Below are 22,019 nucleotides of genomic sequence, written 5' to 3'. Positions count from 1 at the left end.
CCCTGCCCGACCGGTTCATCGACCACAACACCCAGTTCGAGCAGTATAACACCGCCGAACTCAACGCGCCCCATATCGTCCATACCGCCCTCGCCGCTCTCGGCGTCAGTGAAAACAAAGAGCAGATCGCCTGATTCATGGCCAAACGTCGGGCCGACCAGCTCCTTGTCGATCGCGGACTGGTCGAAAGCCGGACGAGGGCACAGGCGATTATCATGGCGGGCCTCGCTTACGCCGGTGACCGGCGGATCAGTAAAGCCGGTGATCTTCTTCCGGAGGATGCGTCCCTGAGCCTTAAGGGGCAGGACCATCCATGGGTGTCCCGCGGCGGCCTGAAGCTTGCTCATGCTCTGCCATTTTTTGGGTTTTCGCCGACCGGACGCGTCTGTCTGGACGTGGGCGCTTCGACCGGAGGGTTTACGGACGTTCTGCTGACGAACGGAGCGCCACGCGTTTATGCGGTCGATGTCGGACATGGGCAGCTGGCATGGAAGCTGCGCTCCGATGAACGGGTTATTGTTCTGGAAAAGCAGAATGCCCGTCACCTTGATAGCACAATCATCCCTGAACCGGTGGGCGCAGTCGTTTGCGATGCGAGTTTTATCGGCTTACGCACAGTCCTTCCGGCAGCGCTGGCCCTGACCACACAGGATGCATGGGCTGTTGCCCTGATCAAACCCCAGTTTGAGGCTGGACGTGAACATATTGGTACCAAAGGGGTCGTTCGTGATCCCGTTGTGCACGAGAGTGTCTGTGGGATGATTGCAGAATGGTGGTGCGGACTCCCCGGCTGGGATGTTCTTGGAATAGAAGCCAGTCCGATAACAGGACCGGAAGGAAATCGTGAATTCCTTATCGGCGCACGACGCAGCGGCTGAAGCTGTGCCCGTCGATTTTCCTCCTCATTGACTGTGGTCCATGATAGGAGCGCGGCAGAGATTCCCATTTGCCGTAACAGGATGATATGCCGTGAGCGATAGTGCTTTCGCGCCCGATGCCACTGATCGCGAGCGGATTCTTGCGAAATCAGCGCTTTTTTCGCCGCCTCCGGTGCAGCTGGCTGACGGGCGACGGGAACTTATTGGTCTGTCACGTGAGGAAATCACGGAAGAACTGATCTCAATCGGCGAAAAACCATTTCGCACGAAGCAGCTCTGGCACTGGATCTATCATCAGGGTGTGACTGATTTCAGTCGTATGTCCAGTATTGCAAAACCGTTGCAGAAAAAACTGGCCGAACGCTTCATCGTCGGTCGACCTGAACCTGCCGTCGTGCAAACTTCAAAAGATGAAACGCGGAAGTTTCTGTTCCGTTTTCGTGATGGCCAGGAAGCTGAGACGGTCTACATTCCGGATCGCCGCGAGGATCGTGGAGCAGTCTGTATTTCGTCACAGGTCGGTTGCACGCTTTCATGCACATTCTGTCATACGGGGACGCAAAAGCTCGTCCGCAATCTCGGAGCGGCCGAGATCGTCGGTCAGTTTATGGCAGCCCGCGATTCGTATGGCGAATGGCCCAGTCCTAAAGGAGAAACGCCACGGCTCCTTTCCACAATCGTTCTGATGGGAATGGGTGAGCCTCTCTATAACTATGAGAATGTCGCGAAAGCGATGCGGATCATCATGGACGGAGAGGGAATCGCTCTGTCGAGACGCCGGATTACCTTGTCCACGTCCGGTGTCGTGCCGCTGATGGATCGCTGCGGTGACGAACTGGGCATCAATCTTGCCGTTTCGCTGCATGCGGTACGTGACGATCTGCGTGACCAGATCGTACCGCTCAACCGCAAATATCCGATTGCTGAAGTTCTGGCCGCCTGCCGTCGTTATCCGGCCGCCAGTAACGCACGCAGAATCACCTTCGAATACATCATGTTGCGTGACATCAACGACAGTGAGGCGGACGCGCGGGAGCTCGTACGGCTGATCAGCGGTATTCCGGCGAAGGTCAATCTGATCCCTTTCAATCCCTGGCCGGGGAGTGAGTACAAACCCTCGACGCGCGAGCAACTGGCAAAATTTGCAAAGATTGTCATGGACGCCGGTTTTGCGTCGCCGATCCGCATGCCTCGAGGGAGGGACATCCTCGCTGCATGCGGCCAGCTGAAGACAGAAAGTGAACGTCAGCGGCCTGTAAGGGAGAGTGTCTGACCGAGGTCTCATGAAAATCTGACCGAAAAATCAAAAGATTCCCATATCCCGCTCTTGCGTCTTCAGGGGTAAAGTCCGAAGTGTCCAGATTATTTCTGCTATTATTCCGTGCGTCAGCCGGCTGGGAGTGCCGTCATGTCCTATCTCGCTCATCTGCCTGACCGGGCAGTTATCGCTCTCAGAGGCGAGGACCGGATAAAGTTTCTGCAGGGACTTGTTTCCAACGATGTGACTGCTGCTGCCCCCGGGGAAGCTGTATGGGCCGCGCTCCTGACGCCGCAGGGCCGCTGGAAGGCCGATTTTTTCATCTTTGCGGACCCTGACGAACCTTGCCTGCTGCTGGACTGCGCTTCCTGTCAGGCGGAAATGATCATTGCGACCTTGTCAAAATTCCGTCTCCGTTCAGATGTGACATTGCAGCTGACACGTCTTGAGGTGCATGCCGCATGGGGCGCTTTGCCCGATGTGATCACGGTAGAAAACGCGATTGTGGCGCAGGATCCACGCGTGCCGGAGGCCGGATGGAGACTGTTGCTTCCGGAACGCTCCCGCGCTGCTAAATCTGATGCTTCTGCCTATGATCTGCATCGGCTGGTGCTCGGACTGCCCGACGGCATCCGGGATTGTGAACCTGAGAAAACGCTGCTTCTGGAGGCAAATTTCGATCTGCTGAATGGCATCTCCTGGACGAAGGGGTGCTACATGGGACAGGAACTGACAGCCCGGACCCGCTATCGGGGGCTGGTTAAGAAACGTCTTATCCCGATTGCATCTGAAGCTCCCATGTCGCCACCCGGAACACCTGTATTCGCCGAAGGAACAGAGGCCGGACAGATCAGATCAGGACGGGACCATTGTGGCCTTGCCTTTCTGCGACCGGAGGCAATCGATAAATATCTGGTCGTGGAAGATCACAGGATTGTTCCGCGCGTTCCTGCATGGATGGTTTCTGCTCTTACACAGAAACAGGATGCAGATGACTCTGAGGGAAAATCGTCGTGAGTGGAACAGTGGCGGACGTAAGCGTGAGGCCGTCGCAGGAAGCTGTTGAGCGTGAACTTGAAAGAGTCGCTTTTGATTCCGCAGGTCTGATTTGCGGAATTGCACAGCAATACGATACCGGTGAAGTTCTCATGGTCGCCTGGCTCAGCAGAGAGGCTCTGAAAGAGACATTGCTGACCGGCCAGGTCTGTTATTATTCGCGCAGTCGTCAGTCTCTCTGGCGCAAGGGAGAGACATCCGGGCAGATGCAACGCCTTGTTGAGGCACGCCTCGACTGTGATGGCGATGCTGTTTTGCTGCTCGTTGACCAGACTGGTGTGGCTTGTCACACTGGACGCCGAAGCTGTTTTTACCGGCGTTTTGCCAAAGATGGTCTTGAGACGATTTCTGATCCCGTGATTGAACCAGCGTTACTCTATGGCTCGCCGCAGTGATCCCGCAGGCTTCTGTTGTGTGAAATTGTCATTTCGCCCATTCTTGAAAAAAAAGCAAAATAAGCGGACCGGAAGGGTCGGAGAATATGTTAGAAAACCAGCCACGTCGCCCGTCGGGTCATCTGACCATCAGGGTAATTGCCATGCCCGGGAATACCAACGCTGCCGGGGACGTGTTTGGTGGCTGGGTAATGTCTCAGATGGACCTCGCCGCAGGATCTGCCGCAGGGACTCGCGCGCGTACCAAAACGGTGACAGTGGCAATAGACAGTGTCTCCTTTCTCGCGCCGATGACGGTGGGGGATGAACTGTCTGTTTATACCAGCGTTACCCGTGTCGGCCGGACCTCAATGACGATCGAAGTCGAGGCATGGCGGCGTGTCAGGCAGTCAACCGAAACACAGCTTGTGACGCATGGGCGGTTTGTCTTTGTGGCGCTTGATGAAAATAACCGTCCTGTCACGATTCCTCCGGAACAGCAGGCCTCAGAGGAATAATGATCTCACAAAAAAAGCTGCCAAAAGGCAGCTTTTTTTGTGCAAAGAGAAGCCGGCCTGCACCGGCCATTCTTTTGCCTGATCAGATTTCAGGCAGCGAGAGCTGCCTGAGCCTTTTTGACGATTTCAGCGAAGGCAGCCGAGTCGTCAAATGCAATCGCGGCAAGAACCTTACGGTCGATTTCAATGCCAGCCTTATCAAGCCCGTTAATGAAACGGCTATAGGTCAGGCCATGCTCACGAACCGCTGCGTTGATACGCTGAATCCACAGCGCACGGAATTCACGCTTCTTATTGCGACGATCCCGATAAGCGTAGCGAAGAGCTTTCTCAACGCGCTCAAGAGCAATGCGATAGTTCGTGGAGGAACGACCGCGATAGCCCTTGGCAAGATCAAGAACTTTTTTGTGACGGGCGTGCGATGTAACGCCGCGTTTTACACGTGCCATAATTCAGATGCTCCTCAGACCAGCCCGTAGGGGGCCCACTGCTTCACGGTCTTCGCATCCATGTCCGTCATGGTCTGCGGGCCGCGATTTGTGCGCTTCATTTTCTGCGGGCGGTTAATCAGTCCGTGGCGCTTATTTCCAGGACCACAGAGCACCTTGCCGGTCGCGGTGATTTTGAACCGCTTTTTAACCGACGACTTCGTCTTCATTTTGGGCATTTTGGTCTCCCTGACATTGGGTCGCCTCAGTCAATGAGGCAGACTGTTCACGGCCGGGCATGCCCTACAGGCCCGGACGCGTGAGCGAACCGCGGTCATAACGAATCCGTTGCTGATTTTCAAGCCCGATCGCAGCCTGCCTGTCTTCGAACGGGAGGCTCTCATTCATGGTATGGGTGTCAGATCAATGCGGAACCTCCGCCGCGGTGCCATGACAATCCGGTGCGTTCATGCGTGATGTGACTGAACTGTAAGGAATCTGACTGAATGACTGGCCTCTCGAATGCCACCCTGCATACCCTTCCTCCCGAGGTGCTCACCCCGGCATATAACCGGAAAGAGGTATCAGCCGGGATTGCTCATATCGGGGTCGGTAATTTTCATCGGGCGCATCAGGCTCTCTATATTGACCGCCTGCTTGGTGCGGCGGGGCAGAGTAGCTGGGGCATTCTGGGAGCAGGTATCCGGCACGGCCGTCGCGAGGAGGTGCGGGCTGATGCATTTCGCAGGCAGGACGGCCTTTTTAGCCTGACAGAGTTCGCTCCGGATGAAAGCAGGACGATCCGGGTCATTGGCTCCATTGTGGATTATGTAAGCTGCGTGGACGGTTACGAAGCGATAATCGACCGTCTGGCGGCCCCGGAGATCCGTATTGTCAGTCTGACGATCACCGAAGGCGGATATTTTGTCGACAGTGAAGGCAGGTTTCAGGTCGACGATCCTTTCATCGCGGAAGACCTGAAGCGTGATATTCCACAGAGCGCATTTGGACTTGTGACGGAAGCACTGCGCCGCAGAAGAGAGGCTGGCGCCGGACCATTCACGGTCCTGTCCTGCGACAATCTCCAGCATAACGGTCGCGTGGCGGAGACTGCATTTTGTGGCTTTGCAGAAGCCCGGGATGCCTCTCTCGCAGCCTGGATTCGCGGGAACGTCTCGTTCCCGTCATGCATGGTTGACAGAATAGTACCTTCTGTCAGCGACGACGATATCCGGCGTCTTAATAAGGCCAGCGGAATCGATGATCTGATGCCCGTCTATTCGGAAGATTTTATCCAGTGGGTCGTGGAGGATAAATTCTGCGCCGGCCGTCCTGAGTTTGAAACAGCGGGCGTCCAGCTGACCGGAAATGTCGAGCCTTACGAGCAGGTCAAGCTCCGGATGCTGAACGCGGGTCATTCTATTCTGGCATTCAGCGGTCTGATGATGGGGTATCGTAAGGTTGACGAGGCTATGAGCGACAATGGCATCGTCAGTCTCCTCGAAAATTTCCTTAATGAAGACGTTGCGCCGTTACTCTCTCCGCCTGAGGACGTGAATCTGTCGTCTTATGCAGCGCAGGTGCTTCATCGTTTCCGTAATCACGCGGTCGGTGATCAGCTTGAGCGCATTGCGTCTGACAGTTTCTCAAAGCTGCCGGTGTTTCTCAGCGAGACCGTGACGGAACTGCTGAAAACCGGACGTGATATTCATCGTGTTGCCTTTGCTCTTGCCTGCTGGGCCGAATGCGAGGCCGGTAAGGACGGAAAGGGTGCCGTAATTAAGCTCAGCGAGCCGGCAGCGACGGATAAAGAGCGCTCGGTTTTTCATGACAGTAATCTCCTGGCGGTCCTCGATCTGCCAATATTCAGTGGCTGGGGCATTGAGACGAATAAGGGGTTTCGCGACGCGTTTGAACGCTATCGCTCAGACCTCCGGACAAAGGGACCAGCTGAAGTTATCGCAACACTGTAATCGCTGGTCTGTATATCCCTGCCAGCCATTACCCGGCTGACGGGGAGGCCTGCCCTGTTGAAATATCAGCCTGTTTACCTCGGATCGGAAACAGGTCCGGTTAGTTAGGTAAGGCTGCTTCTGCCTGCCCAGGCATGGAACGGTATCGCACTGCATATAGCGGCATCGCCCGATCAGCCTGGATGAAGTCCTGTTATTGAAGTAAATATGAATAACTGTATTCAGAAGAATACAGTCAGAACTGACCATTGTCAGAGCATGTATAGAAAAATAGTCGCATCGGTGGTAAAAATTCCTCCATGACATAAATCATATGCTTGTTTTGCAGTTCTTTTGAGCAAGTCATGCATTTATTGCAGGGAAAGAGCAGCGGCGCCCGATTCTGCATGTGAGCGGCAGATCACACTTCATTTGTGGAAGCGCTGTAAGGCAACAGGCGGTGCAACGGGGCAGGCCGGTTTTCCGGTAGTGTGAGGGTAACAGTGATCAAACGCATACTTGCGGTCATAGCTGGCGTGGCCATCGTCGGCGGCGGAGGTTTTCTTTGGTACGCATGGTACCCGGCTCTGCCTAAGGTCGCTCCGCCCAGCCCTGGCCAGTTCAGCGCGGCCCAGATTGAGCGTGGACGCATAGTCGCGGCAGAAAGTTACTGCGTCGAATGTCACACGCGTCAGGATCTCGGCGGTGGTCCGAAGCTGGCGGGTGATTATAAAATGGTATCGCCGTTCGGTGCGATTTACTCGTCCAATATTACACCGGATCCGGAAACCGGGATCGGCAACTGGTCGGAAGAGGCCCTGCGTCGCGCCCTTCATTATGGCGTTTCCCGTGACGGATCGCATCTGCTTCCGGCCTTTGTGTACGATCATTTCACGAAAATGACTGATGCGGATATTTCAGATCTTTATGCCTGGATTATGACGCAGCCGGCGGTGCATATGACGCACCGGCAGAATGACTTTCCGCTGTCTGTCGCGCCGAGGATCGGTCTGGCAGGCTGGAAACTTCTATATTTCCGTCCTGGCGTCTATCAGCCTGATCCTAAGCATGACGCGATGTGGAACCGTGGCGCCTATCTTGCGGAAGGCGCGGCTCATTGCGGTGCGTGTCATACGCCACGCGGTCTTCTCGGGGCTGAAAAAGTACCCGGTCAGGCCTATGACGGCGGCACTGTCGATGGCTGGATCGCTCCGCCTCTGAACGATAAAAATCCGACGCCGGTCGTATGGACCGAAGACGAACTGTACGATTACCTCCGTAACGGCGTTGCTCCTCTGCACGGTCCGGCGGGCGGTCCCATGTCGCCTGTGGCACATGATTTCCTCGCCACCGTCCCGGAAGCGGACGTTCATGCAATCGCTCACTATTTCGCGGATATTGACCGGGCATCCCAGCGCGTCAGCGGCGACAAAGCCGCGCTTCAGCGGGCTAGGGAACAGTCAAAGCGTGATCTGACGGGTGGCAATCTGCTCACCGATCCGGATGCGCGACTGTATCAGGGCGCCTGCTCCGCATGTCATTATAACGCTGCGCCGATGCCAGTTCTCGGTCGGCCGGAACTGGCGCTCAACAATGCGCTCTGGCTGGACGAGCCGACCAACCTCTATCTGGTCATGCTTCGTGGTCTGACAGCGGAGGAAGGGCAGAGCGGTGTCGCGATGCCGAGCTTCTATAACGCGCTGAGCGATCATGACATGGCGCGCATCGCCGCTTATCTGCGCCGCACCCGGACCACGCTTCCGCCCTGGACGGACCTCGATAAGAAAGCGGCAGAAGCCCGCAAGCTGGTGGAAGAACCGCCAGTCAATTCCTCGCACTGAGTCTCGCCATGAGTTGGGATCACGGAGCCGTATTATGATCAAATTCAAACTCAATGGCCGTGACGTATCGCTCGACGTGCCGGAAGATACACCGCTTCTCTGGGCTCTGCGTGACGATCTGGGGCTGACCGGCACTAAGTTTGGCTGCGGTGTCGGACAGTGCGGCGCGTGCACGGTGCATGTCGGGGGACGAGCGACCCGATCCTGTATTACGCCGGTTTCGGCGATCGAGGGAGCGGAAGTGACCACGATCGAAGGTCTGGACCCTGCCGGGAGCCATCCGGTGCAGGAAGCCTGGCGCGATATTCAGGTCCCGCAATGTGGCTACTGCCAGTCTGGTCAGATCATGCAGGCAGCAAGCCTGCTGACGGACTATCCGTCTCCGACCGATGAGGAGATCGACGGTGTCATGGGCGGCAGTCTGTGTCGCTGCATGACTTACATCCGTATTCGTAAAGCCATCAAACAGGCTGCAGCCGTGATGCAGTCGAAGAATTCCGGGGAGACGTCCAATGGGTAGGCTCGAACGCATTGCCGCCGAGCAGGATCGTGCCGCCGGGCGTGGTCTGTCCCGCAGGGGCTTTCTCTCCGCCGCAGCCGGCAGCGCTTTGCTGTTTGGTTTCGCGCGCGAGACAAGGGCATCGCAGCTCTATCCCATGGGAGCGCCGCTTCCTCCTGAAGAGTTCGAGCCGACAATCTGGTGCTCAGTAGCGCCTGATGGCGTGGTGAACGTTAATATTATCCGCGCGGAAATGGGTCAGCATATTGGCACCGCACTGGCACGGATTATTGCCGATGAAATGGAAGCGGACTGGGACAAGGTGAAGATCACCTATGTCGACACGGACCCGAAATGGGGTCTGATGGTCACGGGTGGTTCCTGGTCCGTATGGATGACGTGGGACGTCTTCCGGCAGGCAGGTGCCGCCGCGCGGACGGTCCTCGTCGAGGAAGGCGCGAGGCTGCTGGGTACGAGTGCCGAGAAATGTACGGCGCGAAACGGAAACGTGTCGGACGGAACACACTCGGTTTCGTTTGGCGACATCGTGGCGAAGGCAAAACCCACCCGCAACTTCACCCCGGAACAGATGAAGGCGCTGCCGCTCAAGCCGGCTTCTGAGCGGCGTCTTGTGGGGAAGGAAGTCAAAGCTCTCGATATTCCGTCGAAGACGAACGGGACCGCGATTTACGGGATCGATGCGAAAATAGAGGGTATGGTTTACGGCCGGCCGAAAATGCCACCGACCCGTTACGGCTCGAAAGTCATTTCAGTCGATGACAGCGCGGCGAAAAAAGTCCGCGGCTATCTGCGATATGTCGTGCTCGACGATCCTTCCGGCACGGTGCCAGGCTGGGTCGTTGTTCTTGCATCGTCTTATCCGGCTGCGATCCGCGCCACCGATCTGCTGAAAGTCGAATGGACGCCGGGTAAGACGGCGCATGTCACGGAAAAGGACATTCTCGACCACGGACGCCAGCAGATTGCCAGCCGCGAGGGCGGCACAATGGTGTTTGATGATCGCGGCGTTGATGACGCGTTCAGGAAGGCCCATCGCGTCATTGAGCGCGAATACACATGTGCCTCTGTCATGCATTACCAGCTTGAGCCGACCAACGCGATCGCCATGCTGAAAGATGGCATCTGGGAGATGCATTGCGGCAATCAGTGGCAAAGTCTGTTCCTGCCTGTGATTGCGAAAGCCCTCGCCGTGCCGGAAGCCAGAGTGAAGATGATGAGCTATCTTCTGGGGGGCGGTTTCGGACGGCGCCTGAATGGTGACTATGTCGTTCCGGCGGCGCTGACATCCAAGGCAATCGGCGGCAAACCGGTTAAACTCATCCTGACCCGTTCAGACGATATGATGTTCGACTCAATCCGCTCGCCTTCCGTGCAGACGGTCCGGCTCGCTCTAGACGAGAAGAACACTCTCACAGGAATGCAGCATCATGCTGCGGCCGGCTGGCCGACGGAGGTTATGGCGGCGGCCTTCATGCAGAAGGGCGTTGACGGAAAACCTTACGACCAGTTCGCGATCGCCGGAGCTGATCACTGGTATGATTGCGGTCCTGTCCGGGTGCGGGCGCTGAGTAATGATCTGGCCAATGCGACGTTCCGGCCAGGCTGGCTTCGCTCGGTCAGTTCAGGCTGGACGCCCTGGGCCGCCGAGCAGTTCTGGGATGAGGTGGCGCATGAACTGGGCAAAGACCCGGTCGAACTCCGTCTCTCCATGCTGAATGGGAATGGTCAGGACGGTCGGAATAAGGGAGAGGCCCCGGATTCGACCGGTGGCGCTTTGCGGCAGGCCGCCGTGCTGAAGCGTCTGTCTGAGAAGGCAGAGTGGGGGAAAGCTCTGCCGAAGGATACCGGCCTCGGCATTGCCACAACCTTCGGTCAGGAACGGGGCATGCCAACATGGACGGCCGGCGCCGTCCGTGTGCGGGTGGATCGTGCAACCGGCGTGGTCACGTGCGAGAAAATCTGGCTCGTACTTGACGCGGGAACGGTTGTTGACCCCGATGGTGCCATGGCGCAGACGGAAGGCGGTGCACTCTGGGGGCTCAGCATGGCGCTGTGCGAGGGCAGTGAGATCGTTGACGGGGTTTGTAAGGATCGTAACCTTGATACTTACACGCCTCTCAGGATTGCGGACGTGCCTGAGATGGATATTGAGTTCGTCGAAAGTACGGAAAAGCCAATGGGGCTTGGCGAACCGGGGGTAACGACCATCGGTGCGGCGATTGGAAATGCGATCTTCAATGCGGTGGGAGTCCGCATGCGGCATCAGCCGGTCCGGCCGGAAGACGTGCTTGCTGCACTGAAAGAAAAAAGCTCCGTCTGAGGACAAAGTTGGTGCGGAGGGGATAAAGACCTGTCCGCACCAAAATATCTGCAGGTGATCAGCGCCGCAGAATCGTGCGTCCGGCTTACGCGGTCGCCTTATCCAATACAATTAAATCGCTTTTCAGTCTGCCCGGTGCTCTGAATGTGTGGCCGCGCGGGGGAGAATGCGCGTATGTGGTTGAAAAGAGAGCTTATCCACCACACATAATGCCACGTAATTGCTGCCCTGTCGGGGCGGCTCAGGATATTCAAAAGTTGAAACAGAAGGATATTATTTAAATGACTGGGCAGGAGACCGGGAACCCATCGTCCACCGCGCAGGCTGGCGCCGAGCAGCATGAATTCAGCGCTGAAGTCGGGCGCCTTCTCGATCTTGTCGTTCACTCACTTTATTCAGAACGCGAGATTTTTCTTCGTGAACTGGTCGCGAATGCGGCGGATGCAACGGATAAGCGTCGGTTTGAAGCGCTGACTGATGGAGCCCGCGCACTACCCGATGATGCGAAAATCCGGATCAATCCCGATAAGGACGCCCGGTTGCTGACAATTTCCGACGACGGGTCCGGTATGAGTCGGGAAGAACTGGTCAGCAATCTGGGCACAATCGCCCGGTCCGGAACCCGCGCTTTCGGCAAGGAGCTGGAAGCGGCCAGACCGGAAGATAAACCAAATCTGATCGGTCAGTTCGGTGTCGGTTTTTATGCCGCGTTCATGGTCGCTGACCGGGTGGAAGTTGTGTCTCGCCGCGCCGGATCGGACGAAGCCTGGCGCTGGACGTCTGATGGCAAGGGTGCCTACACGATTGAGCCTGCCACACGGGATAAAGCTGGTACGGATATCACTCTGCATATCAAAGAAGACTCGGATGAGTTCCTTGAACCATGGCGGTTGCAGGAAATTATCCGTAAGTGGGCGGATCATATCTCATGGCCGGTCACTATCCTGAAAGAGGATGGTGAGAGTCCGGCCAATGAAGGCACAGCTCTGTGGCGGAAGCCAAAGAGCGAAGTCACTGACGAACAGATCAACGATTTTTATCGGCATATTACGCATAATTTCGACACGCCATGGGCGACTCTTCACTGGCACGCCGAAGGTACGATCGAATTCAGCGCATTGCTTTTCATCCCCGGATCTCGTCCGTTCGAATTTGGTGAGCAGTCCCGGGAAAGCAAAATCCGGCTTCACGTCCGGCGTATGTTTATTACGGACGACGCCATGTTGCTTCCGGCCTGGCTGCGTTTCGTGCAGGGCGTGGTGGACACGGAAGATCTGCCGCTGAACGTCTCGCGCGAGATGCTGCAGTCTACGCCGGTTCTGGCCCGTATCCGAAAGGCTGTGACAGGCAGGGTGCTGAACGAGTTAAAGACACGTTCGGCTGATTCTGAATCGTTCCTGAAATTCTGGGAGAATTTTGGTTCGATTATCAAGGAGGGAATCTGGGAGGACGCGGAGCATCGTACCGAACTGGCCGGGCTCGCCCGTTTTCGTTCGAGTGCCGCGCCTGCCGCCGATGCGTCGGAGAATACGGTGGCGTCCTGGACTACGCTGGCTGATTACATTGCCCGGGCGAAACCAGAGCAGGAAGCGATCTATTACCTGACAGGTGATAATGAAGAGGCACTGGCCAACTCTCCGCAACTGGAAGGATTCCGTGCGCGCGGAATTGAGGTCCTGCTTCTTTCCGAGCCTGTTGACTCGTTCTGGCCGGATCGTCTGACCAGCTTCGAGGGCAAGACGCTGAAGAGCGTGACACAGGGTCACGCAGATCTGGAAAAATTCCCGGTCGAGGGAGAAGCATCAGAAGGCGATGCGGCTGATCTGGAGATTCTGATCCCCGCATTGAAGGACGCGCTGGGAAATGAAGTTTCGGACATTCGCGGAACCGACCGGCTTGTCTCCAGCGCCGTTGTTCTGGCTGCCCCGGAACACGGAATGGATCTCCAGATGGTGAAACTGATGCGCCGCAGTGGCCAGAAAGTGCCGGAAACAGCACCGATACTGGAACTGAATCCCCGCAACGCTCTCGTGCGGGAACTGGCGCGAAAAGCTGCGGAGAAAAGCCCGGCTCTTGCCGATCTGGCAAGTGTTCTGCTTGACGTCGCCCGTATTCAGGACGGGGAAACGCCGAAAGATCCCGCACTGTTCGCGCGGCGTCTGACAGGATTGCTCGCTGACGCTGCAAAAACTGAATAAAAGGTCTTTCATCCACCATTATCAGCTCGTTTAGTCAGACCTGCACAACCAGGTTTCGTTGCGAGCTGATCGGTATTTCCTGCAATATTCACGGGCGGCTACCGGTAAAATGCTTTACCGGTAGCCGCCCGTTATTGTTTCCGGGGTTGATGCTCAGTTTGGCAGTGAAGATGCCTGCTGGCGTTGTTATTCTGTTACCCCAGTTACCGAAGTGCGGAGTGGAGTCTGAGCGAGAGAACGGACGATATCGGTAGCAGGAGCCGGAACAGAATCGTCAATATCTGTCTGTGTCCCACAGAGGTCATTGAGATCGTCAAGACCATATACTGACGAGCATAGATACCATCGCCCTCTCAGATGACATCTGGCTACCCTTCAAGGAGGGCGGCATTCCTTGTCGGCGGAGGTGTGCCGGGTCCCTGTATATACGAGCATATCCGATAAAATGGCGGTATTGCGCTCGATATAATACCTTGCCCCACGATATGGGATATCTGAAACAGGCAATCAGCCGGATAGCTGATTTTACCCGGCTCCAAGCGTCTCGCGTCTAACCTCAAGTTCCAGCCACTGCTCTTCAGCGGCCGTCAGAGCGCGTTCAGCCACGTCAAGTGCTTCCGTGTAACGGGCGAAGGCTTTCGGATCGCGCGTATAAAGGTCAGGGTCGGTTATTTTTTTTCGCAGCGTAACAATTTCTGACTCCAGACCGGCGATCCGGCCTGGTAGTTTATCGAGAGCATGCTGGTCCTTGTACGATAATTTGCGTGCTCCGGAAGTCTTTGGTACGGCAACGGTCGTTGCAGGAACTGTCTCTTCCGGCAGGGATGTCGACTTTTCCGAGCCGCGTCGTTCATCCAGCGCTGCACCGCCGCGCTGGGCAAGCATATCGCTGTAACCCCCGGCATATTCTGTCCAGATGCCGCCGCCGGTCGCCGCGAGGACGGAAGTCGCGACACGGTCAAGAAAGTCACGGTCGTGACTGACGATCAGAACTGTGCCGTCGTAAGACGCCAGCATTTCCTGCAGCAGATCAAGCGTTTCAAGATCAAGGTCGTTAGTCGGTTCGTCAAGAACGAGCAGATTAGACGGTCGCGCAAGCGCACAGGCCAGCATGAGCCGCCCCCGCTCTCCGCCCGAAAGTCGCCCGACCGGGGTGCGGGCCTGCTCAGGACGAAAAAGGAAGTCCTTCATGTAGCCAATGACATGGCGCTTCTCATCCCCGACCTGCACCATGTCGCCACCGCCACCCGTCAGTGTATCAGCGAGCGTCTTTTCCGGATCGAGACTGCGGCGTTGCTGATCGAGCGTGACCATGGCAACGGATGGCCCGAGCGTAACCGTGCCACTGTCGGGCGTATCGATTCCGGTCAGCAGCCGCAGGAGGGTGGTTTTTCCTGCGCCATTGGCGCCGACAACACCCATCCGGTCTCCACGCAGTATGCGAAGATCCAGATCTTTCACGATCGGCCTGTCGCCCCAGGATTTAGAGAGCTGAGCGGCCACTGAAACCAGCTTTCCGGATATTCCTGTTGTCTGGGCTGTCAGGGACACGGTGCCCTGCGGATGCACGGCTTCCCTTCGAGCCGCCCGGAGGGCGCTCAGTTCAGCTACGCGCCGGACGTTGCGTTTGCGGCGTCCGGTAACCCCGTAGCGCATCCAGTCTTCTTCCCGGGCAATCTGCCGGTCGAGTTTGTGAGCGTCGCGCTCCTCCTGTTCGAGAATCTCTTCCCGCCATGTTTCAAACCGGTCAAAACCCTGATCAAGACGTCTTGTCGTGCCACGATCGAGCCAGACGACGCCGCGCGACAATGTCTCCAGCAATCGTCTGTCATGACTGATAATCACCATCGCTGTCCGCAGAGACAGAAGTTCACGTTCCAGCCATTCGATGGTCGGCATGTCGAGGTGATTGGTGGGTTCGTCCAGTAAAAGAATATCAGGTTCAGCTGCAAGGACACGGGCCAGTGCGCACCGGCGCGCCTCTCCCCCTGACAGGGTAGCCGGATTGTCATCGGGATTCATTCCGAGAGCATCAAGCATCGCGCTGGCTCGCCACTCAGCCGACGGATCGGTGAGGCCGGCGATAACATAATCGAGGGCAGACTCATGGCCCGAAAGATCCGGCTCCTGCGGAAGGTAGCGCAGAGTCGCTCCAGGCTGCAGGAATCTGGTTCCCGAATCAGGCAGGATTTCTCCGGCTGCAATGCGAAGAAGCGTCGATTTCCCCGATCCATTGCGCCCGACAAGGCACACCCGCTCGCCCGCGGCTACGGAAAAACCGGTAGAATCCAGAAGCGGCTTACCGCCGAGAGTGAGAGTGATATCCTGAAGCAGGAGAAGAGGAGGTGCGGCCATGACGGGAAAGTGCGGGTAACTGCCGCTTCATGCAAGGCACGGCAAAGAGTTTTTGCCTGAATTCTGCGGCCGGTTCTCCGGATTTCTGCCCGGCGTCATGGAACAGGCACTCCGCCTGTTATGGCCTGATAAGTCGCTGTTGCGAGTGTCATTGGTTCAAAAGGCTTCGTGATCACGAATGAAGGCTCGACCGTGTTCCCGGTCAGAAGACATTCCGGATAGGCTGTGACGAAGATGACCGGGACAGTCATGGACTGCATGATCTCGGTAACGGCATCCATTCCATTGCCGCCTTCGCCCAGATTGATGTCCGCGAGAATAAGGCCCGGATGCGTCTGTTTTGCGAGTTCGACGGCTTCAGCCTGCGTATGTGCGACGCCCGCCACCGTGTGACCGCACCGAAGGACGAGATCTTCAATATCCATCGCGATGATCGGCTCGTCTTCAATAATCAGAATCGATGTCTGGGAGACGGCGCGGATTGTCTTATGGGCTGCAGAAATCTGAGCCTCGGCCTCTTCGGGAGTCAGTTCAAGGATTCGGGCTGCCTGTGACGGAGAGACGCCTTCAAGTGTGGTAAGAAGAAGAAGTTCCCGTTGAGTCAGAGTAAGCGCGCGCGTCTGGCCCGTGTCGCTCAGACTTGCTGCTTTTTGCGAAATCACGCGATACAGGCTGAGCCGGGCCGGAAGAGTATCTGCCGGACGCGCAGCAAGATCACGAAGGCTTTCAGCAACCAGGAGATCTCCATGCGGCTGGCTTCCGGTAAGGGCCCGTGCATAACGTCGCGCGTATGGGAGGGCGCGGATCAGTTCGCTTCGTTGCGAATCGGGCATTGTAAATCTTCCTTACGCGGCGGAAATCGAAATGACAGGCGATACTAAACTTGCATGGCAGAGCATGATCAGAAAAGGTCCGGTCCTCTGAATGCTCCGACGAACGCCGGTTGCAGGGGGGCCTCGTGTAATAACCAGGACACAGGAAAGGTCCACGCACCATTTCCTTTCCGCGAAAAAATTGTCGAACTGTTGCCGGAACTGCGCGCTTTTGCCCGCTTTCTCAGCCACGACCGGACGCGGGCCGATGATCTCGTTCAGGAAGCCGTTGTGCGTGCCCTCGCCGCGCGGGCACAGTTCGATCCGGAAACAAATCTGAAGGCCTGGGTTTTTACCATTCTGCGTAATCTGTTCTACGAGCAGATGCGCAGGCGCAGGCGGGAACAGGCCGTTCTGGATGAATACGGCGCGGATGCGGCGACCGGCTCTCCTTCAGGGGCCGATTCTTATCAGCTATCAGATCTGGACCGTATGTTATGGCAATTGCCCCCGCTTTTGCGTGAAGCTCTGATGCTCGTCGGTGCCCAGGGAATGTCCTACGATGAAGCGGCGTCAATCTGTGGCATTGCGATTGGGACAATGAAGGCTAGAGTATCCAGGGCCCGTTCCGCGCTTATCGCGCTCCGCGATAGCAGAGGCCGGGACTAAACACTTAAAACGAAGTCAGACTGCATGACAGATAAGTCTCCCCGAAGAGACGCGATCCGCTTCTGACACTACAGCAAACCTCTCTTTTTCGTGATATCTTTCTTCAGCACCGATGCAACCAAAACCGTCCCCCGTTCATTGATCAGTCAGAAGAAGGGGAAAAATAATGGCTGACACATTTCACACCCAGATCGTTTCCATTCTGCCGAAGCTTCGTGTCCAGGCGCTCGCGCTGACCCGTAATCGTGCACAGGCTGAGGATCTGGTCCAAGATGCGGTCTGCAACGCTCTGAATGCGCGTGACAGCTTTATCCCCGGAACGAATTTTGCTGCCTGGATGCACCGTATTCTCCGGAACCGGTTTATCTCCGATCTCCGTAAACAGCGTGCGACGGTCGATATTGATGATGTGCCGGGTGAACTTCTGTCCAGTAAGGCAGATCATGAGGACCGGCTGGCAGTTAAAGATCTCGGCTATGCTCTGGCACGGCTTCCGGACGATCAGCGGGAAGCGCTTGTTCTTGTTGTACTGCAGGGGATGAGCTACCAGGATCTGGCAGAAGCAACGGGTTGCGCCGTCGGGACTGCTAAAAGCCGCGTATTCCGGGCGCGTCGTCAGCTTGAAGCATGGATGACAGGCGATCTTCCTGAAAATGATGGCCTGCGGCAACGTGCTTCCGCTCTTCGTGATGAAGTCAGTCGTCGCCAGATGCTGAGTGGTGCAGTGCGGGCTGACGGACTGCATGGCTGAGTAGGGTCCAGAGGATAAAATTTTAAGCCGGGGTATGGTATGGTAGTCCATTCTTTCCTGGCATCGCGCCCGGAGTCCTTAGAACATTTGCCGGGATGGTTGTCGATGTCGGCCAGGGACGAAAAGTCCGTAACTGCCAGGAAAAGCAGGAAAAAAGGGGACGATGCCTTCGAGATATGGCTTCGGCGCGGGTTGCACCAGCTTTTCGATGATGTAACAAAAGAACCTATTCCTGAGGAACTGCTGAAAATTATCGAAGAAGACAAAGACGCGTGATGTCTGTTGCCGTGCGAATTCCGGACTTTTCCGGATAACTCGTATCGGCGGTGTCTTCTGTTTCGATGAAAAGCTTATTCGGTGTGCTGGCGCTCCGTTTTCCCGGACCGTTATGAATTCGAAAAGAGTTCCCGGCACCAGAGGTGGTTTGTGTGTCATGAAAGTGGTTTCGGGCGAACAAACCGCGCAGCGACGTCGGAGTCTCAGGCTGCGTCTCGTTTTTCGTTTTGCCCGGCTGTTCGACTCGGTCCGAGCCCGGATGGCAACCATTATAATCGGGTCCGTGTTGCCGGTGGCCGTGCTCGGAACAGTTCTGATCTGGCAAGATTACGGAAATCTCTCCCGCAGCAGTGAGCGACGCAGTGAAATTGCTGTGGGGGAAATAGACCGGCATCTCAGACACGATGCAGAGCGTACGACGGCAATGCTGAATACGCTCAGCGAGTCGATGGTGGATGACGAATCCGCCAGACGGCTATTGCAGCTTGCGCAGTCGGCGAGCGGCATGCGTTACTGTCTTCTGGCGGTTATTGATGATCGCGGAACGATCGCGCACCAGCTGACGACGACCTCCGGCTCATTCGAGGCCTGTGAGGAAGGAGCCCGTTCATTTACTCCCGGCGGGAAGGCGGCCTCTGTCTGGGTTGATAAGGGACGCCCTTATCTGACTGTGAGGGTTCCGCTCCCTGTTGTGTCTTCGGATAAAGAGAGCAGGCAGAATTTTCTTATCGCAATCGAGCCGCTGGATCAGACTGCCGTTGAAGCCGAAGGTTTTCCGCCTCCAGGCGATGGGACAGCACCACGTCTCACAAGTAATGCAAAAGCCTGGTTTCTTTTTCCCGGCGGAAAACTCGTTTCTCTGTGTCCGGATTGCGGATGGACGCCGCCCGATGCCACGATCGTTCGCAGACTGACCCAGCGGGGCGCTGAGGATATGCTTGGCAGAGCCACACTTCAGGTGTCGGGGCTATTTTTCGCATATGGACCGGCCGGCGGCATGGTCAGCGTTATTGTCGAGGCAACCCGTCTGCCGCAGGAAACGCGGACAATGTGGGCGCTGGGCGTCTGGATCGGCATGGTCCTCGCGCTCCTGCTTGCCGGTCTGGCCGGAGTGATGATCGCAGGCCATCGGCTCGTCATTTTTCCACTGAGGCGCCTCACGGAGGCCGTTCAGGAATGGGAGCGTTCGGGTGTGTTTGACGCATCCGTCAGCCTTGCCGCGCCGCAGGAGTATCGCAGGCTCGCCTGGGCTTTCGGAACCGCGACGCGCCGTCTTGTAAGACGGGAACAGGAGCTCCGCAAAGCGCTGGAACATCAGAAAACTCTTCTGGGAGAAATTCATCACCGCGTAAAAAACAATCTTCAGATCGTCGCATCACTGCTCAGCCTGCAAGGCAACCGTATCGGGGACGATGACGTTCGCGTGGAGTTCATGCTGGCCCGGGACAGAGTCAGAACACTGGAAACGCTGCATCGCCATCTTTATGTCGAAGGCGAACTCGAAAGCCTCAATATGAACAGCTTTCTAGACGAACTCAGTGTGCAGTTGCTGACCGCAGCCGGGCATGACGTGCAGTCACGGGTTACAATGCATGTGGATGCAGGTGACGTGATGATGGCGCCGGATCAGGCCACACCAATAGCTCTGATTGTATCTGAAGTAGTTTCGAACGCACTTAAATTTGCGTTCCCGGGTGACCGTCACGGAACAATTTCTATTTCGATGGCACGGGAAAAAGATTCTGTCATTCTGGTCATATCAGACGACGGAATCGGCCTGTCAGCATCCTCTGATAAGGAGGACCGCGAGGGCATAGGTCTGCAGCTTATCCGGGGGCTCGCGCGACAGATATCAGCCCGGTTGCATGTCGAGGAAAGAAACGGAACGCGTTTCGTCGTTGAATGGCCTGCGCAGGTGTCCCAGGGGTCCATGCCTCAACGGGCCGGTCATACGCAGCCACGATAAAACAGGATGGCTGTTCTGCATCGGGTGACCTCCGATGGATGCAGCATCACTTAATAAGCTCTGTTTCGGCAGACCTGTCTCCGATATAAAGGACACATGAACGAGAGCAAGGCGGCGATCCGGGCATGGACCCGTGCGCAGGCGCGCCTTGGCCTGCGCATGGCCCGGCCGTCGATCATCCTGGGTGTGATATCGAGTCTGCTTGCTGTCGCGCAGATCTGGTGTATCGCCAATATTCTTGGACCGGCCCTGACAACGCTGCTCCCTGTGTCGGGCGTAGCGTCGGGCAATGAGCCCATATGGCCATTTGCCGGTTTCGCCGGCTTCTCGATGATCCGGCTGGCGGTCAACGCGGCCAGTGAAATTTCAGCGGCCACGGCCGGACGTGCTGCACGTCGCAGGCTGCGCGGTGAAGTGCTGTCCTCGATTATTGGTGCCGGTCCGGCTGTTCTTCAGCAAACACATAGTGGCGCTCTGGCTGCTCTGGCCGTTGACCGCATTGAAGCACTGGACGGATATTTTTCGCGATGGGCGCCCGCTTCTGTCCTGTGGGTTGGAGCGCCTGCCTGCCTTTTCCTGTCAGTTCTCTGGGTGCAGCCGCGAGCAGCTCTGATCCTGGGACTTTGTGGTGCCGCCGTTCCGGTAGCCCAGGCTGTGTTTGGTATCGGCGCTGCTGTCGCGTCCCGTAACCAGTTTCTTGCAATGACCCGTCTTCAGGCCCGTTTTCTGGACCGCATTCGCGGTATCGCGACGATTGTTCTTTCAGGACGCGCGGATGAAGAAGCCTCACGTCTCGCGACCGCGGCTGATGACCTCCGGGTCCGGACAATGAAAATTCTGCGGGTGGCGTTTCTCTCATCAGCGTCCATTGATTGCGCCATGATCATCGCGCTGATCGCAATCGCGCTGTCTGACGGAAAACATGCGCTCGCGGCAGCGAGTGATCCAGATCGCCAGTATCTGTTGAAGGTCGTAACAGACAGCCTTTTCGCACTGCTTGTCGTTCCGGAATTTTTTGCTCCTTTCCGGGGACTGGCTCTTGCCTATCAGGATCGGGCGCTGGCTCAGGGAGCCGCCACGGAGATTCTGGCTCTTCCTGAACCACAGCCTGAAGCAGAGAGCCACCCCGTTCGCACTGTTGAAGCTCACGGTGTAACGATCGCATTCGAAGATGTGTGTTTCACCTGGGATGCATCACGGGGCGCCGCGCTGGATCACGTATCTTTTGTCGCCCCGGCCGGCGAGACCACAGTACTGGCCGGTCCATCAGGCGCGGGCAAATCAACCATTATGGAACTGTTGCTGGGCTTTATCCGGCCTGACAGCGGACGCATCACATTCAACGGTGCGGATATGCAGGCGATCGTGCCAGACGCTCTCGCCAGAATGACGTCATGGATCGGTCAGCGTCCGGTTCTGTTCGCAGGCACACTGAGAGAGAATATCATGTTTGCCAGACCGGATGCGACGGAAGAGGAAGTGTCCTCAGCTCTGCGTTCTTCCTCGGTCGATCGCTTTCTGGCGGATCTGCCGGATGGGCTGGAAACCGTCATCGGCGAAGGAGGATTTGGCCTCTCCGGCGGTCAGGCACAGCGTATCGCGATTGCCCGCGCTTATCTCAAGAACGCTCCGATCCTGCTGCTTGACGAACCCACGGCTTATCTCGACCCGGTCACGGAGGCGGATGTTTTCGAAAGTCTGAAACGGCTGGCCCTGAAACGCACGGTCATCCTCGCAAGTCACTCGACCGCTGTTCATATGTTCAACGGACGTCGCGTCGATCTGGTGCATGGTCGCGTGGCAGCCCGGCAGGGAGCAGCGTGAACGAATGTGGTCAGCAGAGGATT

General features: G+C 56.8%; 19 protein-coding genes. 15 read left to right on the top strand and 4 right to left on the bottom strand.

The genetic code is table 11. The features are described from left to right. The first annotated feature begins 137 nt into the window (after positions 1–137). The 5 genes from GOB93_RS12305 (at position 138) to GOB93_RS12285 (ending at position 4,084) form a co-directional block, all read left to right on the top strand. Positions 138–878 carry a TlyA family RNA methyltransferase gene (locus tag GOB93_RS12305; protein WP_173583796.1) on the top strand — a complete coding sequence of 247 codons (741 nt, stop codon included), beginning with the start codon at positions 138–140 and terminating at the stop codon, positions 876–878. 91 nt (positions 879–969) lie between these two features. Then, positions 970–2,151, top strand: coding sequence for a 23S rRNA (adenine(2503)-C(2))-methyltransferase RlmN (rlmN, locus tag GOB93_RS12300; protein ID WP_173583795.1), 1,182 nt, complete (start codon positions 970–972; stop codon positions 2,149–2,151). Between the two features lie 135 nt (positions 2,152–2,286). Next, positions 2,287–3,153: a CAF17-like 4Fe-4S cluster assembly/insertion protein YgfZ gene (gene ygfZ / locus GOB93_RS12295; RefSeq protein WP_173583794.1), complete on the top strand. Its 867-nt coding sequence runs from the start codon at positions 2,287–2,289 to the stop codon at positions 3,151–3,153. A 23-nt stretch (positions 3,154–3,176) separates the two neighbouring features. After that, entirely contained in the window at positions 3,177–3,587 is a 411-nt protein-coding gene (gene hisI / locus GOB93_RS12290) for a phosphoribosyl-AMP cyclohydrolase (protein ID WP_173583807.1), read from the top strand. Between the two features lie 86 nt (positions 3,588–3,673). After that, positions 3,674–4,084, top strand: coding sequence for an acyl-CoA thioesterase (locus tag GOB93_RS12285; protein WP_173583793.1), 411 nt, complete (start codon positions 3,674–3,676; stop codon positions 4,082–4,084). Positions 4,085–4,173: 89 nt separating this feature from the next. Here the strand turns inward: GOB93_RS12285 and rplT are convergent, their stop codons facing one another. Together rplT and rpmI are read right to left on the bottom strand one after the other, a co-directional pair. Next, complete coding sequence (gene rplT / locus GOB93_RS12280; RefSeq protein ID WP_173583792.1) at positions 4,174–4,533, bottom strand: 50S ribosomal protein L20; 360 nt, start codon at positions 4,531–4,533, stop codon at positions 4,174–4,176. A 14-nt stretch (positions 4,534–4,547) separates the two neighbouring features. Further along, on the bottom strand, positions 4,548–4,751 hold the full coding sequence (gene rpmI / locus GOB93_RS12275; RefSeq protein ID WP_173583791.1) for a 50S ribosomal protein L35: 204 nt from the start codon (positions 4,749–4,751) through the stop codon (positions 4,548–4,550). 267 nt (positions 4,752–5,018) lie between these two features. On the opposite strand from rpmI, the gene GOB93_RS12270 reads away from it, so the two are divergent. The 5 genes from GOB93_RS12270 to htpG all read left to right on the top strand — a co-directional run bounded on the left by GOB93_RS12270 (position 5,019) and on the right by htpG (position 13,343). Then, the gene (locus GOB93_RS12270; RefSeq protein ID WP_173583790.1) at positions 5,019–6,485 is read left to right on the top strand and encodes a mannitol dehydrogenase family protein; all 1,467 of its coding nucleotides are present in this window, start codon (positions 5,019–5,021) and stop codon (positions 6,483–6,485) included. Between the two features lie 482 nt (positions 6,486–6,967). Then, entirely contained in the window at positions 6,968–8,305 is a 1,338-nt protein-coding gene (locus GOB93_RS12265) for a c-type cytochrome (protein WP_173583789.1), read from the top strand. 34 nt (positions 8,306–8,339) lie between these two features. Then, positions 8,340–8,825 carry a (2Fe-2S)-binding protein gene (locus GOB93_RS12260; protein WP_173583788.1) on the top strand — a complete coding sequence of 162 codons (486 nt, stop codon included), beginning with the start codon at positions 8,340–8,342 and terminating at the stop codon, positions 8,823–8,825. Next, positions 8,818–11,145 (top strand): xanthine dehydrogenase family protein molybdopterin-binding subunit, encoded by a 2,328-nt coding sequence (locus tag GOB93_RS12255; RefSeq protein WP_173583787.1) that lies wholly within the window; start codon positions 8,818–8,820, stop codon positions 11,143–11,145. The genes GOB93_RS12260 and GOB93_RS12255 overlap by 8 nt, the downstream gene beginning before the upstream one ends. A gap of 281 nt (positions 11,146–11,426) precedes the next feature. After that, the gene (htpG, locus tag GOB93_RS12250; RefSeq protein ID WP_173583786.1) at positions 11,427–13,343 is read left to right on the top strand and encodes a molecular chaperone HtpG; all 1,917 of its coding nucleotides are present in this window, start codon (positions 11,427–11,429) and stop codon (positions 13,341–13,343) included. A 525-nt stretch (positions 13,344–13,868) separates the two neighbouring features. Here the strand turns inward: htpG and GOB93_RS12245 are convergent. Together GOB93_RS12245 and GOB93_RS12240 are read right to left on the bottom strand one after the other, a co-directional pair. Next, positions 13,869–15,698 carry an ABC-F family ATP-binding cassette domain-containing protein gene (locus GOB93_RS12245; RefSeq protein WP_173583785.1) on the bottom strand — a complete coding sequence of 610 codons (1,830 nt, stop codon included), beginning with the start codon at positions 15,696–15,698 and terminating at the stop codon, positions 13,869–13,871. 95 nt (positions 15,699–15,793) lie between these two features. Further along, on the bottom strand, positions 15,794–16,531 hold the full coding sequence (locus GOB93_RS12240; protein ID WP_173583784.1) for a response regulator: 738 nt from the start codon (positions 16,529–16,531) through the stop codon (positions 15,794–15,796). A 201-nt stretch (positions 16,532–16,732) separates the two neighbouring features. Between GOB93_RS12240 and GOB93_RS12235 the strand changes: the two genes are divergently transcribed. The 5 genes from GOB93_RS12235 (at position 16,733) to cydD (ending at position 21,996) form a co-directional block, all read left to right on the top strand. Continuing rightward, positions 16,733–17,179, top strand: coding sequence for a sigma-70 family RNA polymerase sigma factor (locus GOB93_RS12235; protein ID WP_242010746.1), 447 nt, complete (start codon positions 16,733–16,735; stop codon positions 17,177–17,179). A 166-nt stretch (positions 17,180–17,345) separates the two neighbouring features. Beyond that, positions 17,346–17,930 (top strand): sigma-70 family RNA polymerase sigma factor, encoded by a 585-nt coding sequence (locus GOB93_RS12230; RefSeq protein WP_173583782.1) that lies wholly within the window; start codon positions 17,346–17,348, stop codon positions 17,928–17,930. A 105-nt stretch (positions 17,931–18,035) separates the two neighbouring features. Next, positions 18,036–18,206: a hypothetical protein gene (locus GOB93_RS12225; protein ID WP_206752614.1), complete on the top strand. Its 171-nt coding sequence runs from the start codon at positions 18,036–18,038 to the stop codon at positions 18,204–18,206. Between the two features lie 259 nt (positions 18,207–18,465). After that, positions 18,466–20,172 carry a sensor histidine kinase gene (locus GOB93_RS12220; RefSeq protein WP_173583781.1) on the top strand — a complete coding sequence of 569 codons (1,707 nt, stop codon included), beginning with the start codon at positions 18,466–18,468 and terminating at the stop codon, positions 20,170–20,172. Between the two features lie 96 nt (positions 20,173–20,268). After that, positions 20,269–21,996, top strand: a complete 1,728-nt coding sequence (gene cydD, locus GOB93_RS12215; protein ID WP_173583780.1) for a thiol reductant ABC exporter subunit CydD — start codon at positions 20,269–20,271, stop codon at positions 21,994–21,996. Positions 21,997–22,019 lie beyond the last annotated feature (23 nt).

The organism is Acetobacter musti, from assembly GCF_011516835.1.
GTDB lineage: Bacteria > Pseudomonadota > Alphaproteobacteria > Acetobacterales > Acetobacteraceae > Acetobacter > Acetobacter musti.
This window is presented reverse-complemented; position numbering and strand designations above follow the sequence as displayed.